Raw genomic sequence first — 17,766 nt, forward strand, 5'->3', positions numbered from 1 at the left:
CACAACTTTTTGACTTGACCCCTTGCCATATCTAGGACTACGTTTTTGAAACTTAATATTTCACAAATTTAATACTTGTGACTTGTTTTTGGTTTTTCGATTTTATTTTTAATACATAAACACCATCAGTTAATTGCGAAACATTAATAGCATTAGATTTAGGTTGTTTTAATGTTAAAACCTCTTGACCTAAAGTGCTATAAATTTGGATGTATTCTGAAGATTCCACAGCTTCTTTTGGGTGTAATGTTAATGTTTTAGTCGATGCGTTGTATGAAGTGTGTGCATTAGCTTCATTTTTTATTTCGGTATCTAGTGTGCTATCCTTTTGAAAAACAATCGAGAATTGATTAGCATCTGTATTAGCATCTAAAGTTAGTGCTACCTCTTTTTCTTTTAAATTGTAATAGGTGTTTTGGATGTTGTCTTTTAAATAGATATCCAGTGTGCTAGGAATATTATGCATATCTCTTATTGAAAACGCATAAGACCCAGCATGAGTCACTTTAACTTCTAAAGGTAGTTCATCTTGGATGTTAATTTCTGGCAAGGCTTGAATAACTAATTTTTCATTATTTGAAACCCAATACCAGTCATTATCTAAATTGTCGTAAGATTTGGCATCATAACCTTTATCAAAATTATGAGTTGCTTGGCTGTCGTAGCCCAAACCAATAGTTTTATGACGACCATTGGGTTCTGTAAGCTTAAACCATAGTTTCGGGCGATTATCTGCGTTTTGAGTTTGTTGAGTTTTAGATTTTGAGTTTGTTTTGAAAAACACTGTACCATTGGCTGAAGCTGTAGCAAAAGCACGTTGCGCATTGTTAAATATTAATGTGCCGGAATTTATTACGGTAACAAAAAAGCCTTGTCCTATAGGAATAAATTGTGTTGGCGCACCTTTATCAGGACTTCCAGAGCCATTATGCGGTACAGCTGCATTAGATACTGCAGGTGTCCCCATCATTTTAGTATAGGTAGCATATCCGCCTTCGTAGTCGGCTAATAAATGACTGTTAACCTCGCCGAATTGTTCCCAAAAATAGAGGGTTCCGTCAATAACAGATAAGTTATCTTCAATAAATTGATTGGCATCTAGCGCAGAAGGGTATGGGTTTCCTATTAAAATATCATTACCAGCAGTTGCAGAAAGGCTGTAGTTTCCATCATTTGCTGTGCCTCTAAAAGTATAACTTTGCAAGCTGGAACTGGCTCCAGATCCTTTCATAGTATAACCATATCCGGGTGGTAAAGCACTTGTTGGGCTTATTTGGTTCCAGTGCGAATAATTGTCTGAAAGGCCATTAAAACTATGCAACCAGTAGCTGCTTAAAGTTAATGGAGAGCCATAAACGGCGTCGTGGCTAGTTGTAAAATTTACAACAATACCATACTCGTCTTCTAAATTTTCGAGATGCCAATTGCCAGCTGTGTTTACAGGAGCCGACCAAAGGTTATAATTGTGCAAGTTGGCTGTGCCTTGCTGGGATACCGTTAAATTACCGCTGCCTGAGCTTTTTGATGTTTGATTGTGTTTTTGAATAAGTTGAGCTTCACCCAACAAATTAAGAGTTCCATCAATGGTAATTCTAGTTTCTGCTGTTATAAAAATACCGCTGGCTATATTTAAAATGGCACCAGGTTTTACTTCAATTTTGTCTACATGCGCATTTTCGGTAAGTGTTACTTCACCAGATTCGATAATTAATTTTTTACAAGTATCATTTATGTTATCTGGGGCGTTGTTAGTTCCAGATCCACCTGTAAAGTTTGCACCATCCCAAATAATTTCGTCTTGTTTCGCGTAGCGAAGCGTAAAATACCTTTTAGAGGAGACTTTAATTCCTGTTGCAATTGCCGTATTTCCTGTAATAGTTAAATCGAATATCTCGCTGCCAAGGATTGTGGAGAAATCTTCGTCGTTATCGTAAACTAATTGTAAAGTAGCACAACTAGGCATTTCAGATAAATCGATGCCTTTACTACCGTTTACACTAATATCGAATGAAATATCGATGTCTCCTACGCTTTTTTCTTCATCAAATCGCCAAGTTGAATTTAATTGTTCGTAATTATTGTCTGTGGTTGTAACAAATTGATAATTTGAACTGTTAGTTTTTTCACCCCAAAACAAAAATTCATCGTCGCCAGGGTCTAAATCGGTAGGGTTATTTATTCTCACAATCCCAGAACCTTGAGAATCGGTATGCGAAGAACCATCGGCAGCTTGTCCAATTCCTGCGACGTTAAAATCGAACTCACCATTTCCAAAATCATCCATTTTATAATAATCCTCTGAAGCCAATGCAATATTGTATTTAGCCGATAAATAATTGTTTACTATAATACGTTCTGCAGCATTAAGCGCATAGTTGTAATGAATAATCTCAGACATATCTGCTCCAAGATAGGTGTTGTAATTTAGGTTTAAAGCGCCTAGAACCAGGTTGGAATTACTGTTAATAAGCATTGTAGAAGTCTCTTTGCCTTCAGAAGTCATTGTTTGCCCGCTAAATGTTTTTAATCTTTGTGAAGCTGTTAAACTCCCATCAAAATGCATTTGCATGATGTAATTTGTATCATTTGAAAAGTTTATAGGCAGACTTTTAAGTCGGTCATTTTGGGTGTTAATATCTACATTAATGCCTTGCTGGTTATGAAAAAACCAAGTATAGGCATAATCTGTTGAAGTTGTGTAACTTATTCGTTTACCTAAAATACCACGAGGTGCATTGTCTAAATTGTTTGGTCTTATTACTGCAAAATAAGTCATGCCTTCCGTTCCATCTAATATATCGGCATCTAGTATAGACATTTGGTCGTTGGTGCCATCAAAACGCACAGTTGGCATACCGTTTAAATCACTAGAAGATTGAAAATTGGGCTGTTGTCCAGAAGTTGCAGTAGCGTTGTTGTTATTTCCAGATGCATCTAACCATGTGGGGATTGCAGCACCATCACTAAGATTAACATTTTCAGCTTTTAACCATAATCCATTAGAAGAGGTATTACCTACACCTCCAGGACCGGTTTGTGAGTAGGAAAAGTTAAGGCATAGTGATACCACAAGAATTAATAGAGATTTGGGGAAATCCATAATTTTGAGAGTTTGGTTTTATTTGAACTATTTACAAATGTATAAATTTTAAAGAAGCTTTAACTTAAATTTAAGAAAGATGCTAGACGCTATTTGTCTATACGTTTTAATAAATAGTGTAGTCGTGTATTTAGTTATCTGTTACACAGTGATTTAAATGATTTTTGGAATATCTTTAAATATTTAAAAGTATTATGTTTTTTTAAGCAAAGCTGTTTTAAAACTGAGAAAAGTACTGGTATACAATAAATTACCAATCATTGAAGTACACAAGATTAAAACACAATGCATATTTTAGAGTAGGATTATTTTTATGAAATTAATCAGGTGTTTTATATCTTTAATAGCGAAGAACAACTGTTTATAAATTTAAAATAAAATGTCATGTATACGTTTCAAGAGCAATTAGATAGAATAAGAAAAGGTAAAGGGTTTATTGCTGCATTAGACCAGAGTGGCGGTAGTACACCAAAAGCACTTTTAGGCTATGGTATTGATGAAAATCAATATAAAAATGAATCTGAAATGTTTCAACTCATTCATGACATGAGAACGCGTGTGATAACAAATAAATATTTTACAGCCGATAAAATATTAGGTGTTATTCTTTTTGAAAGAACAATGAAAGGTTTTGTTGATAAAAAACCAGTGCCGTCTTATTTATTAGAAAAACATATTGTTCCTTTTTTGAAAGTTGATGTAGGATTGGAAGCACTTCGCAATGGAGTAAAATTAATGAAACCGATTCCGAATTTAAAGTCACGATTAAATGACGCCAAACAATTAGGGATTTTTGGCACAAAAATGCGTTCGGTAATTTATGAAAATAATGCTGAAGGCATTTCTGAAATTGTAAAGCAACAGTTTGCTTTTGGTTCAGCTATTTTAGCCTGCGGATTAATTCCTATTTTAGAACCTGAAGTCGATATCCATGCCGAAAGCAAAGCTGAAATTGAAGTCGTACTAAAGAAAAATATATTACAGGAGTTAGATAAACTTTCTGATGACCAGTCGATCATTTTAAAATTAACTTTACCAACAGTAACCAACTTTTATGAAGATTTGGTAAATCATCCTAAAGTTGTTCGTGTTTTTGCGCTTTCAGGAGGTTATGATATGGAAACAGCAAATGCTTTATTGGCTGAAAATAATGGGGTTATTGCAAGTTTTTCTAGAGCACTTTTAAGCGATTTAAAACTTCAACAAAGTGATGTTGAGTTTTCTTCGGTTTTAAATACCGCGATCGATAGTATTTATGAAGCTTCTATAACTTAATATTTCATGAATTTGATGGGTGCAAATAGGTGTGTCTTTTAAAGTTAAATTCTGCTTATTAATACAATGATAAGAAAACATCTAATAACGAAGCTATAAATTTAATTTAGCACTACTACTGCGTTTGGTGTTGGAACGGCATCCATCCAAATTATTAAATCAATATAATCTTGAGTGAAGACTAGCTAAGTTTATAAAATAAAAAACCCGCAAACTTAAAGAAGTCGCGGGTTTTTTTTGGTTATTTAATTTGATTACCATCTTTATCGAAAAAGTGGTATTCTAGGTATGTGTAAGCATCTCTAGGTAATATTTTCACCCATTTTTTATGTTCAAAAAACCATTTTGAACGTATTGATGGAAAACCTTGTGTTAAGAAGGCTGCTATGAAAGGATGTGTGTTTAGGGTCACCTTTTTATAGTCTTTTTTAAATAGTTTTTCAAGATCGTGATTTATTTTTTGCACTATGCCGATAGGTGCTTCCACTTCGGCGCCATTAATAATCGCGTCGGGATTTTCCTCGCGCGTTTTAATGTTCATTTCTGGGCGTACACGTTGTCTTGTAATTTGTATTAATCCAAATTTACTTGGAGGCAGTATTTTGTGTTTGGCTCTGTCGTCCTTCATTTCATCACGAAGATGGTTGAAAAGTTTCTGCCTGTTTTCAGCATTCGTCATATCTATAAAATCGACTACAATGATGCCGCCCATATCACGCAAGCGTAATTGGCGCGCCATTTCTGTTGCGGCGATAAGATTAACTTCAAGTGCTGTGTCTTCTTGACTGTTGGCTTTGTTAGAACGGTTTCCGCTGTTTACATCTATAACATGCAGGGCTTCGGTATGTTCGATAACCAAATAGGCGCCTTTTGCCATAGAAACGGTTTTGCCAAACGAGGTTTTAATCTGTCTTTCAATTCCAAATTTCTCGAATATGGGAATGTTTGAATTATACAATTTAACTATGGATTCTTTTTTTGGTGCAATTTCTTGCACGTAATCTTTTATTTGATAATAAAGCGTTTCATCGTCCACATGTATGCTAGTAAAGGTGTCGTTAAATATGTCTCTTAATATTGAAGAGGCTTTATTCATTTCACCTAAAACTTTACTGGGGTGATGCGCTTTGTGTAGCTTTTTACACATTGCCGTCCAACGACTAAGCAAATTTTGTAAATCTTTATCTAGTTCTGCTACTTTTTTGCCTTGTGCTACCGTACGAACAATTACCCCAAAACCTGGAGGCGTAATGCTTTTTACCAGGCGTTTTAATCGGTCTTTTTCTTCGCGATCTTCTATTTTTTGTGAAATAGAAATGCGACTAGAAAAAGGGACTAAAACAATATATCTTCCGGCAATAGAAAGCTCTGAGCTTATTCTAGGGCCTTTGGTTGATATGGGTTCTTTTACAATTTGTACTAATAGCGACTGATTCGATTTTAAGGCGTCGGCAATTTTGCCGTCTTTCTCAATATCTTTTTCAAATGGGAAATTTTTTAAAGAAAAATCTTTTAGTTTACCTGTGCTTACACGTTTTGTGAATTTTAAAAGTGATGGTAGTTTTGGCCCTAAATCGTGATAATGCAAAAATGCATCTTTCTCGTAGCCCACATTAACAAATGCAGCATTTAGTCCAGGAACAGCTTTTCTTATTTTGGCTATAAACACATCGCCAACAGAAAAGTCGTTACTATCTTCATCCTTTTGTAATTCAATAAGTTTTCCATCTTTTAATAAGGCAAAATCAACATTGTCGGAACTAGATCGAATGATCAATTCTTTATCCATGGTGTTAATTTTTATCCATACAGTCTGGTAAGAAGTTAAAAGTTAGAAGTTAAAAGTTAAAAGTCAATAGTTTGAGGTTAGAAGTATAAGGTTAAAAGTAAATTAATATTTCACTTTAAAACCATTTACTAAAAACCAATAACTATTAACCAGTAACTAATAACTAGAAACCAATAACCATCAACCAAATGGTATAGATGGATTATACATTATTTTTATCTGATGTTTGCACACCAGACCACAGGATTTTTAAATCCGTGGAGTTCTATTGATTTTAAAATATGATTAAAAAATCGATGAACTCATTTCAAAGAACTCGTTGTTTTTTAAAACCAAAAAAAGTAGCTAATCTAACTACTTTTTTGATTTATTTTTTCTTCTTGTGACGGTTAGCGCGTCTACGTTTCTTACGTTTGTGCGTCGCTACCTTATGTCTTTTACGTTTTTTACCACTTGGCATAAATAGTGTCTTTTAAGATTAATAATTCGTTTTAATGCTGAAACAAGTTCAGCTTATGTATTCTTATTTTACGTCTACATTCGTTTTAACGCCTTCAACAAATACTTTTGCAGGCTTAAATGCAGGAATATTGTGAGCAGGTATTTTGATAGTTGTATTCTTTGAAATATTTCTACCAGTTTTTTCAGCTCTTGTTTTAATAATAAAGCTTCCAAAACCTCTTAAGTAAACATTATCACCAGCTTCTAAAGAAGTTTTTACTTCTTCCATAAATGTTTCAACAGTTGCTTGAACATCACCTTTTTCAATTCCTAATTTCTCAGAAATCTTTGCTACTAAATCAGCCTTCGTCATTTTTAATATTTTATTTTGGGTTACTATAAATTCTAAAAGGGATGCAAATATAGGAATTAAATATTCAATATTTCAAACCTAATTCACTAAAATTTAATATTATAAACGTTTATTTTTACGCCCTCTATTTAATTAATGAATGATATTTTCTAAAAAGCTAATCCATTGGTACTCAATTAACAAACGAAGCTTGCCGTGGCGAGAAACTAAAAATCCGTACCATATTTGGTTGTCGGAAATTATTTTACAGCAAACACAAGTGAATCAAGGGTTACCATTTTATGATGCTTTTATTAATAAATTTCCTTCGGTTTTCGATTTGGCCGCCGCAAAAGAGAGCGCTGTTTTAAAATTATGGCAAGGTTTGGGGTATTATTCTAGAGCCCGAAATTTACATGCTTCGGCAAAATATGTCGCTAACGAGCTTCAAGGAGTTTTTCCAGATACATATAAGGACTTGCTAAAGTTAAAAGGTGTTGGCGATTATACGGCAAGCGCCATTGCTTCCATTTGTTTTAATGAACCCGCTGCTGTGGTTGATGGGAATGTATATCGTGTTTTGTCGCGTTATTTTGGTATAGATACACCTATCAATTCTTCAAAAGGAGCAAAGGAATTTAAAGCTTTAGCTCAAGAATTAATTGATAAAAAAAATCCTTCCGATTTTAATCAGGCCATTATGGAATTTGGCGCCATACAATGCAAACCTAAAAATCCAGACTGTTCGGTTTGCCCGTTTCAGGAGCCTTGTGTGGCTTTCAATAAAAATAAAATAGCCGATTTACCAGTTAAAATTAAATCCGCGAAAGCGAAAAAGAAATATTTTAACTTCTTGGTATTTATATCGGAAGACGGTAAAACTATCTTGGAGAAACGCGAAGGCAAAGGTATTTGGCAAAACTTGTATCAGTTTCCGTTAATTGAAACCAGTAAAAACTGCGATGCGTCTCAATTAAAAGCTTTGTTAAAAACCCATGATTTACTAAAATCACATTCCTATACATTGAGTCTATACAATAAGACGCCCTTGGTGCATAAATTATCGCACCAACATTTGTACACCACATTTTGGATTGTTAATATAAAGGACTTGCCTATTGAAGGTGTTTTGTTTGATGATGTTAGAAATTATGCCGTACCTATTTTAATAGGAAATTTTATTGAAAGCTTTGATTTTTAAAATGTTTTATTGAAAATCAGGTATAGAAATGGTGGTTGGCATAGAATTTCTTATTTTCGAAGCCTATGGTTAAAACAATCATATTTTTTTATTAATTTTAAAATCATGTGAAGCATTTAAACTAATTTTGCTTTCTAATTTTTTAAGGAATTATGTCGGGAACTTTAAATAAAGTAATGCTTATTGGGCATTTAGGTGATGAGATTAAAATGCACTATTTTGAAGGTGGTAATTGTATTGGTCGTTTTCCTTTGGCAACAAACGAAACGTATACCAACAAGCAAACCAACGAGCGTGTAACCAACACCGAATGGCATAATATTGTAGTTAGAAATAAAGCTGCCGAAATTTGCGAAAAGTATTTAAGCAAAGGCGATAAAGTTTATATTGAAGGGCGTTTAAAAACCAGAAAATGGATGGACGATAAAGGCTTAGAGCGTTATTCTACCGAAATTCATTGCAACGATTTCACTTTTTTAACCACTAAAAAAGATAGTAGTTCGAACACCAATACGCCAGCGTCGCAAAAAACTGAAACGCCAACAAAACCAGAAAACATTTCGAGCCAAGAAGCCGAAGATGATCTTCCTTTTTAATATGAAATTCACGATGTTTCAAGATTTAAGTTTAACCAAACCAATAGCCATTGGATCCTGACCCTGCCAGTTTAGTCTCGTTAATATTTGCTATAGACCTACCTGTGGTTTTTAGCTTTGTCTTATTATTTGTGCTGCTTTTATGTTCGGCGCTAATTTCTGGAGCCGAAGTGGCTTTATTTTCATTAAATAGAAGTGATGTTGAAGCAGGTTTAGAGAACAAATCCAGACGCATACAAATTATTTCTAGACTTCTAGAGCGCCCTAAAAAACTATTGGCTACCATATTGGTAACCAATAATTTTATAAATATTGCCGTAGTTATTTTGTTCGCTTTTTTAGGCGACTTTATGTTTGGAAACCTGTCAAACCCAAAGATTAAATTTGTAATTGAAGTTGTAGTTGTTACTTTTTTAATTTTATTATTTGGTGAAATATTACCAAAAATTTACGCCAGCAGAAACAATTTAAAATTTGCCATTTTTATGGCTTATCCTTTAAAGGTTTTAGATTTTTTACTGTCGCCCATAAGTTTGCCTATGCGTAGTGTTACTTTAGGAATTCATAACCGTTTGGGGAAACAGAAATCTAATTTTAATGTCGATCAATTATCCCAGGCTTTAGAGCTTACTAGCGAAGAAGACACCACCAAAGAAGAGCATAAAATATTAAAAGGCATTGTGTCTTTTGGAAACACTGATACCAAACAGGTTATGCGTCCGCGAATCGATATTTTTGCATTAAATATCGACCAAAAATACGCCGATATTATGCCTGTAATTATTGCTAATGGTTATTCTAGAATTCCGGTTTATCGCGATAGTATCGATACCATTGAAGGGATTTTATACGTAAAAGATTTGTTGCCTTATATTGATAGAAAGCAATTTGATTGGACCAGTTTATTACGCGAACCGTTTTTTGTTCCAGAGAATAAAAAGTTGGATGATTTAATGACCGAGTTTCAAGATAAAAAAGTGCATTTAGCGGTTGTAGTTGATGAGTATGGCGGTACTTCTGGATTGATTTCTTTAGAAGATATTATTGAAGAAATTGTAGGTGATATTAGCGATGAGTTTGATGATGAAGATTTAACCTACTCGAAATTAGACGAACATAATTATGTGTTTGAAGGCAAAACAGCTTTAAAAGATTTTTATAAAATTATAAAGCTTGAAGACGATACGGTTTTCGAATCTAAAAAAGGCGAAGCTGAAACCGTTGCAGGTTTTGTTTTAGAAATTTCTAAAAGCTTCCCTAAGTTGAACAGTAAAATAAATTTTGAAAATTACGTTTTTACTATTGAAGCTTTAGATAAAAAACGCATCAAGCTTGTAAAATTCACCATAACCTAATGACGAAATTTGTTTACGTTTTAGTAGTGCTTGCCTTATGTTTTTCTTGTAAAGAAGATGTGGTGCCGAAACCCAATGCTTTTTTAAGGTTAGAATATCCAGAACCCAATTATAAAGAAATTAATTTCGATTTACCTTTCACTTTCGAAATTAACAAGCTTGCCACAAAAGTTAGTGTTAACGAAGTTAAAGCACCAACAAAAAGTTATGGGGTTAATTTAGAGTATCCAAGTTTAAGAGGGACGCTGTTTTTAACTTATAAATCTATTGATAACAGCGAAAAAAATCTGAATGATTTTTTAAGAGACGCCCAAAATTTCACTCAAAAACATACTATTAAGGCTGATGAAATTCCTGTTACAGCTTACTTAAATAAACAGCGAAAAGTGTATGGCGCTTTCGCGGAAGTTAAAGGTAATGTTGCTTCTCCGGCGCAGTTTTATGTAACCGATAGTGTACAGCATTTTTTAACAGGCTCTTTGTATTTCTACGCCAAACCAAATTACGATTCTATTCTTCCTGCAGCACAGTATATTGAAAAGGATATCAAGCACATTATGGAAACTGTAACTTGGAAATAATATCAATTACTAAATAATTGATACGAAAAAGGCTGTCTGAAAAGCTAATTACTTTGATGTATCAGGTTGAGCTTGTCGAAACCGGTTTTGATTAGCAATCAGATAAAAATATTTCGAGAGGCTGTTAGGACATCTCGTATGCTTTTCAGGCAGCCTCTTAAATTAAAGAATCTTATTTTAAATTTTAAGCTTCTTTCTTAGCGCAACAAGCTTCTTTACAGCCTGGTTTGCAAGTCATTTTTTCACCACCTTTACAGCAGTCTTTTTTACATCCTGGTTCGCAAGTTGTTTTCGTCGAAGTTGGAAAATCTTCAACAGTTTTCATATCGTGAACAGAATAGGTGTTCGATACTTTTACAACGGTTTCTTCTAAAGAAGTTGGTGTAACTTTTGCTTCATCATATTCAACCATGGCTAATTTTTTATCAAAATCTACTTTGGCCGATTTTACACCGTCCATTCTAGATATTTTCTTCTGGATTTGAGCCGCACAACCCATAGCACAAGTCATGCCTTCAATAGTAAATTCAGCTTTAGCATAAGTGGCATTAGGGTCAAGTTGAGTTGCTGTTTCTGTAGCAGTTTCTACTTCAACAGTTTTAACTTCTGGTGTTTTATTTTTACAGCTAAACGCAAATGAAACGATTAATGTAAGGACTAAAATATGTTTTATAGTTTTCATAATAATAGGTATGAGTTTCGTGTAGCAAAACTACTAAATAAAGTGGTTTATTGTGTTAAAAAACATGATTTTGTCTTTTATATACAAGCCAATAAATGAGGTGAATTACATTTAGATTATTTTAAATGATTATCGAAATATTTTAAAGTGCATTCCTGTATTAAAACGTATTGTCTATGGGTTTTAAGAATAATTAAAGGTTGCCTTATTTATTGATAATTAAGCGTTTGTAATTTTGTTTTTTGACTTGAAATTATTTTTATTCATAAATTTTCACGAAATTTAAGTGAATTAATTCCAAGTAAACATGAAAAAGACATCCGTTTCCATTCGTTTTGGCCTCGTTATTAGTGCCGTTTTAGTGGCTTATTTTTTAGTGTTAGCTCTAGTTGAAAAGCATACCAATCCGGCATTTAGTTTTGCCAATGCTATTATTACAGGGCTGGGAATTTATGAAGCTGTTCGATTAAGTAAACTAGAAGATCCCGATGGGTTTTCCTATGGTCAAGGCTTTAAAATAGGATTGGTTACAGGGTTTATAGCTACTTTAATATTTACTGTTTTCTTTCTGTTTTATACCACCGAAATTGATCCCGCATTCTTGCACAATATGCTTCTAAATATGCATGGTGGTTTTAATGCCGATATAGGTATGGTTACTTTTGTGGTAGCCGTAATGGGTATAGCAACAACGGTAGTTTCTTCGCTTACCGTAATGCAATTGTTTAAAAAAACAGGAAATATTCCGCAATAATATATAAAACATTTGTAGTTTAATTATTTAGCAGTATATTTGCACTCATTTTTGAACAAAATTAATAAATAAAAACGTTACGCTATGTACGCAATTGTAGAGATAGCAGGGCATCAATTTAAAGTTGAAAAAGACCAAAGAGTTTTTGTTAACCGTTTACAAACTGAAGAAGGTAAGGAAGTTTCTTTCGATAATGTTCTTTTAGTTGGTGATGGTGACAATGTAACTGTAGGCGCCCCGGCTATAGACGGAGCTCAAGTAGGAGCAAAAGTCTTAAAACACCTTAAAGGTGATAAAGTTATAGTTTTCAAAAAGAAAAGACGTAAAGGATACCGTGTTAAAAACGGTCACCGTCAATCTTTAACTGAAATTGTAATTGAAAGTATTACTGCTTCTGGAGCTAAGAAAGCTGCCCCAGCAAAAGCAGAGAAAAAAGCAGAGCCTAAGGCTGAAGCACCAAAAGTTGATGAATCTCAAGATTTGAGTAAATTAACTGTTTCTGAGTTGAAAACTTTAGCAAAAGAAAAAGGTGTTGAAGGAATTTCTTCAATGAAGAAAGCTGAATTAATCGCTGCTTTAAGTTAATTTTAAAATCTAAAATCGAAATAAAATGGCACATAAAAAAGGAGTCGGAAGTTCGAAGAATGGTAGAGAATCAGAATCGAAACGTTTAGGCGTTAAGATTTTTGGTGGTCAAGCTGCATTAGCTGGGAACATTATCATAAGACAACGTGGTAACACACATCACCCAGGTGAAAATGTGTACCAAGGAAAAGATCATACTTTACATGCCTATGTTGATGGTGTTGTAAAGTTTACTAAGAAAAAAGATAACAAATCTTACGTTTCTATCGAACCTTTCGAGGTTTAAGAAACAGTTCTTAAAGTACTAATTAAAGCCCTTTCTGTTTTCAGAAAGGGCTTTTCTCGTTTACATACTTCACGTTTTTTTAATCTAAACATGTTATTAAAATGATGTTTTATTAATGTTTGGCGCTTTATTTTACAGCTTTTTGTAATTTAAAAAAGCATTGTGAAATTTAATAAATACCTACTTTTAATTGTCTGCCTTGCTGTTGTGAAATTTGTTTATCCCCAAAAACAGACTTCAACTTCTCATAAAAACACAATCAATAAGATTAAAGAAGAACTTGCTAAAGCAGCGCATAAAAACGATTCTGTTAAAATGGCTGATGGCTATTTGCATCTCGCCGATTTTTATAAAAACTTAGGGTTAGATAGTGAAGCCTTAAAAAACTATAAAACTGCCCAGGAGCTTCACGTTAAAAAAGACACTTTTTTTATTTATGCTAATAATAACATGGCAGCTATTCATCATAAATTAAAGGATTTTGATGAAGCCAAGGGGTACCTAAATGAAAGTGTTATGGCTTCAGAAAAAATAAATTTTAAAAAAGGTTTAGCTACAGCCAATACCTTATTAGGTGGTGTTTCCGAAAAACTTGGCGACTACGATAAAGCTTTGTCTTATCAATATTTAAGCTTAGATATTTTTAAAACGCTTAATGATAGTACTGGTCTTGCCATTACCAATGAAAATATTGGTAGTATTTATGAAGATTTAGAAGACTATGATAAAGCCTATACTTACTTCAAAAAGGCATATGATTATGAGTCTAAAGAATCTTCAGACTTAAAAATTAATATTTTAAATAATTTAGGTGATGTTAATCGTAAACAAGGGCTTTACAAAAAATCTTTGGACTACACACAAGACGCGTTAAAACGAGCAAGGCGTACCCAAAATATCGAGCAGGAGGAAAGTGCGCTTAAAGATATGGCCAGAACCTATGCCGAAATGAAGGACTACCAAGAGGCTTATGGGTATTTATTTAAACAAAATGTTTTAAATGATGAAGCTTTTAAACGAAGAAATGCCGATTTGGTTAGTGCCATGCAAGTTTTGTACCATGTTAAAGAAAGGGAAGCCGAACTGAGCTTGCTTAATAAGCAAAATCAAATAAATAAAACACGCCAGATTGCCATTTTAATAGCAAGCTTTGCTATGTTTTTAGTTTTTGTTGTTTGGTTAGTGTATCTAAAAAAACGAAAAAGACAAGAGCAAAAAATCTTAAAATACGAACAGCAAATTCTTCAAGCCGATTTAGAGATTAAAATTGCTGAAGAAGCTTCCTTAAAAAGAGAAATTGATACAAAAATTTCAGCACTTACAAATTACAGTTTAAATATTGCTCATAAAAACAAAATGCTCGCCAGTGTTTCTAAAACCCTTAGCCATTTAAAAAGTAGAAACGGAGAATTTGTAAAGGCCAAAATTGAAGATTTGGCTAAAGAAATAGATTTTGATCTTGCTAGAGGAGATGAATGGACCGAACTTATGGGCTTTTTTGGTAAAATTCATCCCGATTATTTCGAAAATTTAAAAGCGCAAGTTAACACCGAGTTGTCGGCATCAGAATTAAGACTTTGTATGTTATTACGCCTTAATTTGTCTTCAAAAGAAATTGCTTCCATACTTCATATTACACCCGATAGTGTTCGTATTGCTCGTTATAGACTTCGAAAAAAATTACCGCTTGATGCAAAGGCCGATTTGCAAGCCTATTTACTCAATTTATAGTGGTGTTTATTTATTGTCACGCCAATGTTATCGACGTGTTAATGTTGCTATTCAATAACGCCATTTTTAGGGGCTAAGTTACCTTTTGTTAATACACATTTTAAAAATAAACCACCCTTGAAAATTAGTTTTGTCTCAAACAATAAATAATAAAATGATGAAAAAACAGTACGCATTATTATTAACTATAATATGCTTTTCATTTTGGGGTTTTGCTCAAAATGGAAATATTCAAGGAAAAGTGATCGACGAAAATGGTTTGTCTGTTCCTTTTAGTAACATAATTATTGAAGATTTAAACAAAGGAAGTTTATCTGATGCCGACGGAAAATTTACCATTTTAGATGTGCCAGAAGGTAAACAAGCTGTAAAAGTAACTTACATTGGGTATACAACAGGAGAAACTATGGTTAATGTTGTAGCCGGAAAAACAGTTGAAACTATAATTGTAATTAGACCTACATCGGTTACTTTAGATGATGTTCTAATTACAGGCTACAACAGCGGGCAAGCCAAAGCTTTAAGCGCTCAAAAAAATAAAGCAAACATTACTAATATTGTGTCTACAGACCAAATTGGTAAATTCCCAGACTCTAATATTGGCGATGCCGTAAAGCGTATTCCTGGTATTACCATGCAGGTCGATCAAGGAGAAGCTAGAAACATTATTGTACGTGGTTTAGCACCACAATTAAACTCGGTAACTTTAAATGGAAGTCGTATTCCATCGGCAGAAGGTGATAACCGTAATGTACAAATGGATTTAATTCCTGCCGACATGATTCAACTTATCGAGGTGAGTAAAGCAGTTACTCCAGATATGGATGCCGATGCTTTAGGTGGTTCTGTAAACTTAGTTACAAGAACATCACCAGAAGGTTTCAGATTATCTGCAACTGCTGGTTCTGGTGTTAACTTTATTTCTGGGAAAAGAATTTTAAACGGGTCATTTTTATTAGGTGATCGTAGTAAAAATGATAAATTCGGATGGATGCTTTCTGCCTCTATCAACGATAACGATTTTGGTTCTGATGATGTGGAAGCAGAATGGTCGAATGAATTTGAATATTTCAACGGAACTGATGTTGAAGCAGTTGATGTAGATCCTTACACTAACGTTTTTGAGCAACGAGACTACATCGTACAACGTATTCGTAGAAGTTTCTCAGCAAACTTTGATTACGATTTTGATGCTAATAACAGCATGTATTTAAAAACCATTTATAACTGGAGAGACGACCGTGAAAACCGTTATGTTCTAGAACATGGTATTTTAGATGGTGAAGATATCGAAATAGGTGATTTTGATATTGTTAACAATGTGCCTACACGTTTTCCAGTTGAAGTAAAAAGAGAAACTAAGGGTGGTATTGATAATAACCGTAACAAAAACACACGTTTAGAGGACCAACGTATGCAAAACTACAGTTTAGGTGGTGATCACTTAGTTGGTAAGTTAAAAGTGGATTGGATGGCGTCGTATGCTAAGGCTTCAGAAGAGCGTTTAAACGAGCGTTATGCGGTATTTCAGTCGGAGTATATTATTAATAATGATGATTCTGATTCAAGATATCCGATTTTCACAGCAGCAAACCCTGCCGATGCCGATGATTTATCTAATTTCGAATATGATGAAATCACCGAAGAAAATCAATACACCGAAGAGCAAGACTTCAATACCTTTTTAAATTTTGAATTGCCCGTAGATTTATTCGGTCAAGGTGACGGAACCATTAAATTTGGAGGTCGTGGTCGTTTTAAAAATAAAAGCAGAGATAACAGCTTTTTTGAGAATGATTTAGAAGCACTGTACCCAACACTTGCCGATGTGCCTACACAAAATTTAACAGATCCAGATTATTTAGCGGGTAGTAAGTATAAAGCAGGTTATTTTGCTTCAAATGAATGGTTAGGGAGCTTAAATTTAAATGGAGGAGACCCTGTTCCAGATGAATATTTACGTGAGAATTTTGATGTAAGAGAAGATGTTTATGCTGCCTACATTATGGCACATCAAAAGTTAACTGAAAAATTAAGCGTTATTTTAGGGGTAAGAGTTGAAAACACCAACTTAACGGCAACAGGTAACGAAATTGAAGATGAAGATACGTTTATTAGCGAAGTAACTAGAAAAAATTCATACACCAATGTGCTTCCTGGTGTGCATTTTAAATATGATGCTTCAGAGTCTACTGTATTGCGTTTTGCCTGGACGAACACTTTAGCGAGACCTAATTATGTGGATATTGTTCCTACGGTAGATATTGTTCATGGCGATTCTGAAATTTTCATTGGAAATCCAGACTTAAATCCAACAACTTCTATGAACTTCGATATCATGGCCGAACACTATTTTAAAAGTGTGGGTATCATCTCTGCAGGGGTGTTCTATAAAGACATTCATGATTTCATATATACTTCACAATATGAAACTGAAGATGATAACTTCGGAAATGGAACTACAGGTTATGATGTGTACCAACCTTTAAACGGCGATAAAGCTTCTGTTTTTGGAGTGGAATTCTCTATCCAACGTCAGTTAGACTTCTTGCCTGGTTTTGCTAAAAACTTTAGTGTTTATGCAAATTATACTCATGTGTCATCAGATGCTGAAGGGATTAAAAATGAAGATGGGGATGAGCGTTCAGATTTGGATTTACCAAACACGTCACCAAATTTAGTTAATGGTTCTTTAGGGTATAGCGACAAAAAGTTTAGCGCCAGATTATCGGCAAACTTCTCTGATGCTTATATCGATGAAATTGGAGGAAATGCTTTTGAAGATAGATACTACGATCAGCAGTTTTTCTTAGACTTCAACGTTGGTTTTAACATCAATAAAAACTTAAGTGTTTATGCCGATTTAAATAACATAACTAACCAACCTTTGCGTTATTTCCAAGGGCAAAAAGATAGAACTATGCAAGCCGAGTTTTATGGAAGACGTTTCACTTTTGGTATTAAATACGATTTATTTAAAAGAAAAAAATAATATATAAATAAGCCTAACCTTATTTTAAGAGATAAGGTTAGCTATT

General features: G+C 33.8%; 14 protein-coding genes. 10 read left to right on the forward strand and 4 right to left on the reverse strand.

All coding sequences use genetic code 11. The features are described 5' to 3' along the window. Positions 1–52: 52 nt before the first annotated feature. A complete protein-coding gene (locus tag H6X70_RS05255) occupies positions 53–3,100 on the reverse strand; it encodes a T9SS type A sorting domain-containing protein (RefSeq protein ID WP_194766623.1) in 3,048 nt (1,015 codons plus the stop codon). 384 nt (positions 3,101–3,484) lie between these two features. Between H6X70_RS05255 and H6X70_RS05260 the strand changes: the two genes are divergently transcribed. Next, positions 3,485–4,375: a fructose bisphosphate aldolase gene (locus tag H6X70_RS05260; RefSeq protein ID WP_194766624.1), complete on the forward strand. Its 891-nt coding sequence runs from the start codon at positions 3,485–3,487 to the stop codon at positions 4,373–4,375. A 241-nt stretch (positions 4,376–4,616) separates the two neighbouring features. On the opposite strand, the gene H6X70_RS05265 is transcribed toward H6X70_RS05260, so the two are convergent. Both H6X70_RS05265 and H6X70_RS05270 read right to left on the reverse strand, forming a co-directional pair. After that, on the reverse strand, positions 4,617–6,164 hold the full coding sequence (locus tag H6X70_RS05265) for a ribonuclease E/G (protein ID WP_194766625.1): 1,548 nt from the start codon (positions 6,162–6,164) through the stop codon (positions 4,617–4,619). Positions 6,165–6,687: 523 nt separating this feature from the next. After that, on the reverse strand, positions 6,688–6,978 hold the full coding sequence (locus H6X70_RS05270; RefSeq protein WP_013869848.1) for an HU family DNA-binding protein: 291 nt from the start codon (positions 6,976–6,978) through the stop codon (positions 6,688–6,690). A 139-nt stretch (positions 6,979–7,117) separates the two neighbouring features. On the opposite strand from H6X70_RS05270, the gene mutY reads away from it, so the two are divergent. From mutY to gldD, 4 genes are all read left to right on the forward strand, one after another. Further along, positions 7,118–8,158: an A/G-specific adenine glycosylase gene (gene mutY / locus H6X70_RS05275; RefSeq protein WP_194766626.1), complete on the forward strand. Its 1,041-nt coding sequence runs from the start codon at positions 7,118–7,120 to the stop codon at positions 8,156–8,158. Between the two features lie 152 nt (positions 8,159–8,310). Next, entirely contained in the window at positions 8,311–8,754 is a 444-nt protein-coding gene (locus H6X70_RS05280; RefSeq protein ID WP_194766627.1) for a single-stranded DNA-binding protein, read from the forward strand. A gap of 50 nt (positions 8,755–8,804) precedes the next feature. Then, positions 8,805–10,109: a gliding motility-associated protein GldE gene (locus H6X70_RS05285; RefSeq protein WP_194766628.1), complete on the forward strand. Its 1,305-nt coding sequence runs from the start codon at positions 8,805–8,807 to the stop codon at positions 10,107–10,109. Next, the gene (gldD, locus tag H6X70_RS05290; RefSeq protein WP_194766629.1) at positions 10,109–10,690 is read left to right on the forward strand and encodes a gliding motility lipoprotein GldD; all 582 of its coding nucleotides are present in this window, start codon (positions 10,109–10,111) and stop codon (positions 10,688–10,690) included. The genes H6X70_RS05285 and gldD overlap by 1 nt, the downstream gene beginning before the upstream one ends. Before the next feature lie 184 nt (positions 10,691–10,874). On the opposite strand, the gene H6X70_RS05295 is transcribed toward gldD, so the two are convergent. After that, positions 10,875–11,372 (reverse strand): heavy-metal-associated domain-containing protein, encoded by a 498-nt coding sequence (locus H6X70_RS05295; protein ID WP_194766630.1) that lies wholly within the window; start codon positions 11,370–11,372, stop codon positions 10,875–10,877. A gap of 307 nt (positions 11,373–11,679) precedes the next feature. Here H6X70_RS05295 and H6X70_RS05300 point away from each other — a divergent pair, with 307 nt between their 5' ends. The 5 genes from H6X70_RS05300 to H6X70_RS05320 all read left to right on the forward strand — a co-directional run bounded on the left by H6X70_RS05300 (position 11,680) and on the right by H6X70_RS05320 (position 17,720). Next, positions 11,680–12,126, forward strand: coding sequence for a DUF4199 domain-containing protein (locus H6X70_RS05300; RefSeq protein WP_194766631.1), 447 nt, complete (start codon positions 11,680–11,682; stop codon positions 12,124–12,126). An 84-nt stretch (positions 12,127–12,210) separates the two neighbouring features. Continuing rightward, positions 12,211–12,711: a 50S ribosomal protein L21 gene (gene rplU / locus H6X70_RS05305; protein WP_194766632.1), complete on the forward strand. Its 501-nt coding sequence runs from the start codon at positions 12,211–12,213 to the stop codon at positions 12,709–12,711. 25 nt (positions 12,712–12,736) lie between these two features. Beyond that, positions 12,737–12,997, forward strand: coding sequence for a 50S ribosomal protein L27 (rpmA, locus tag H6X70_RS05310; protein WP_194766633.1), 261 nt, complete (start codon positions 12,737–12,739; stop codon positions 12,995–12,997). 162 nt (positions 12,998–13,159) lie between these two features. Then, complete coding sequence (locus H6X70_RS05315; protein WP_194766634.1) at positions 13,160–14,728, forward strand: tetratricopeptide repeat protein; 1,569 nt, start codon at positions 13,160–13,162, stop codon at positions 14,726–14,728. 154 nt (positions 14,729–14,882) lie between these two features. Continuing rightward, on the forward strand, positions 14,883–17,720 hold the full coding sequence (locus tag H6X70_RS05320; RefSeq protein WP_194766635.1) for a TonB-dependent receptor: 2,838 nt from the start codon (positions 14,883–14,885) through the stop codon (positions 17,718–17,720). The last annotated feature ends 46 nt before the right edge of the window (positions 17,721–17,766 follow it).

The organism is Tamlana sp. I1, from assembly GCF_015355625.1.
Taxonomy (GTDB): Bacteria; Bacteroidota; Bacteroidia; order Flavobacteriales; family Flavobacteriaceae; genus Pseudotamlana.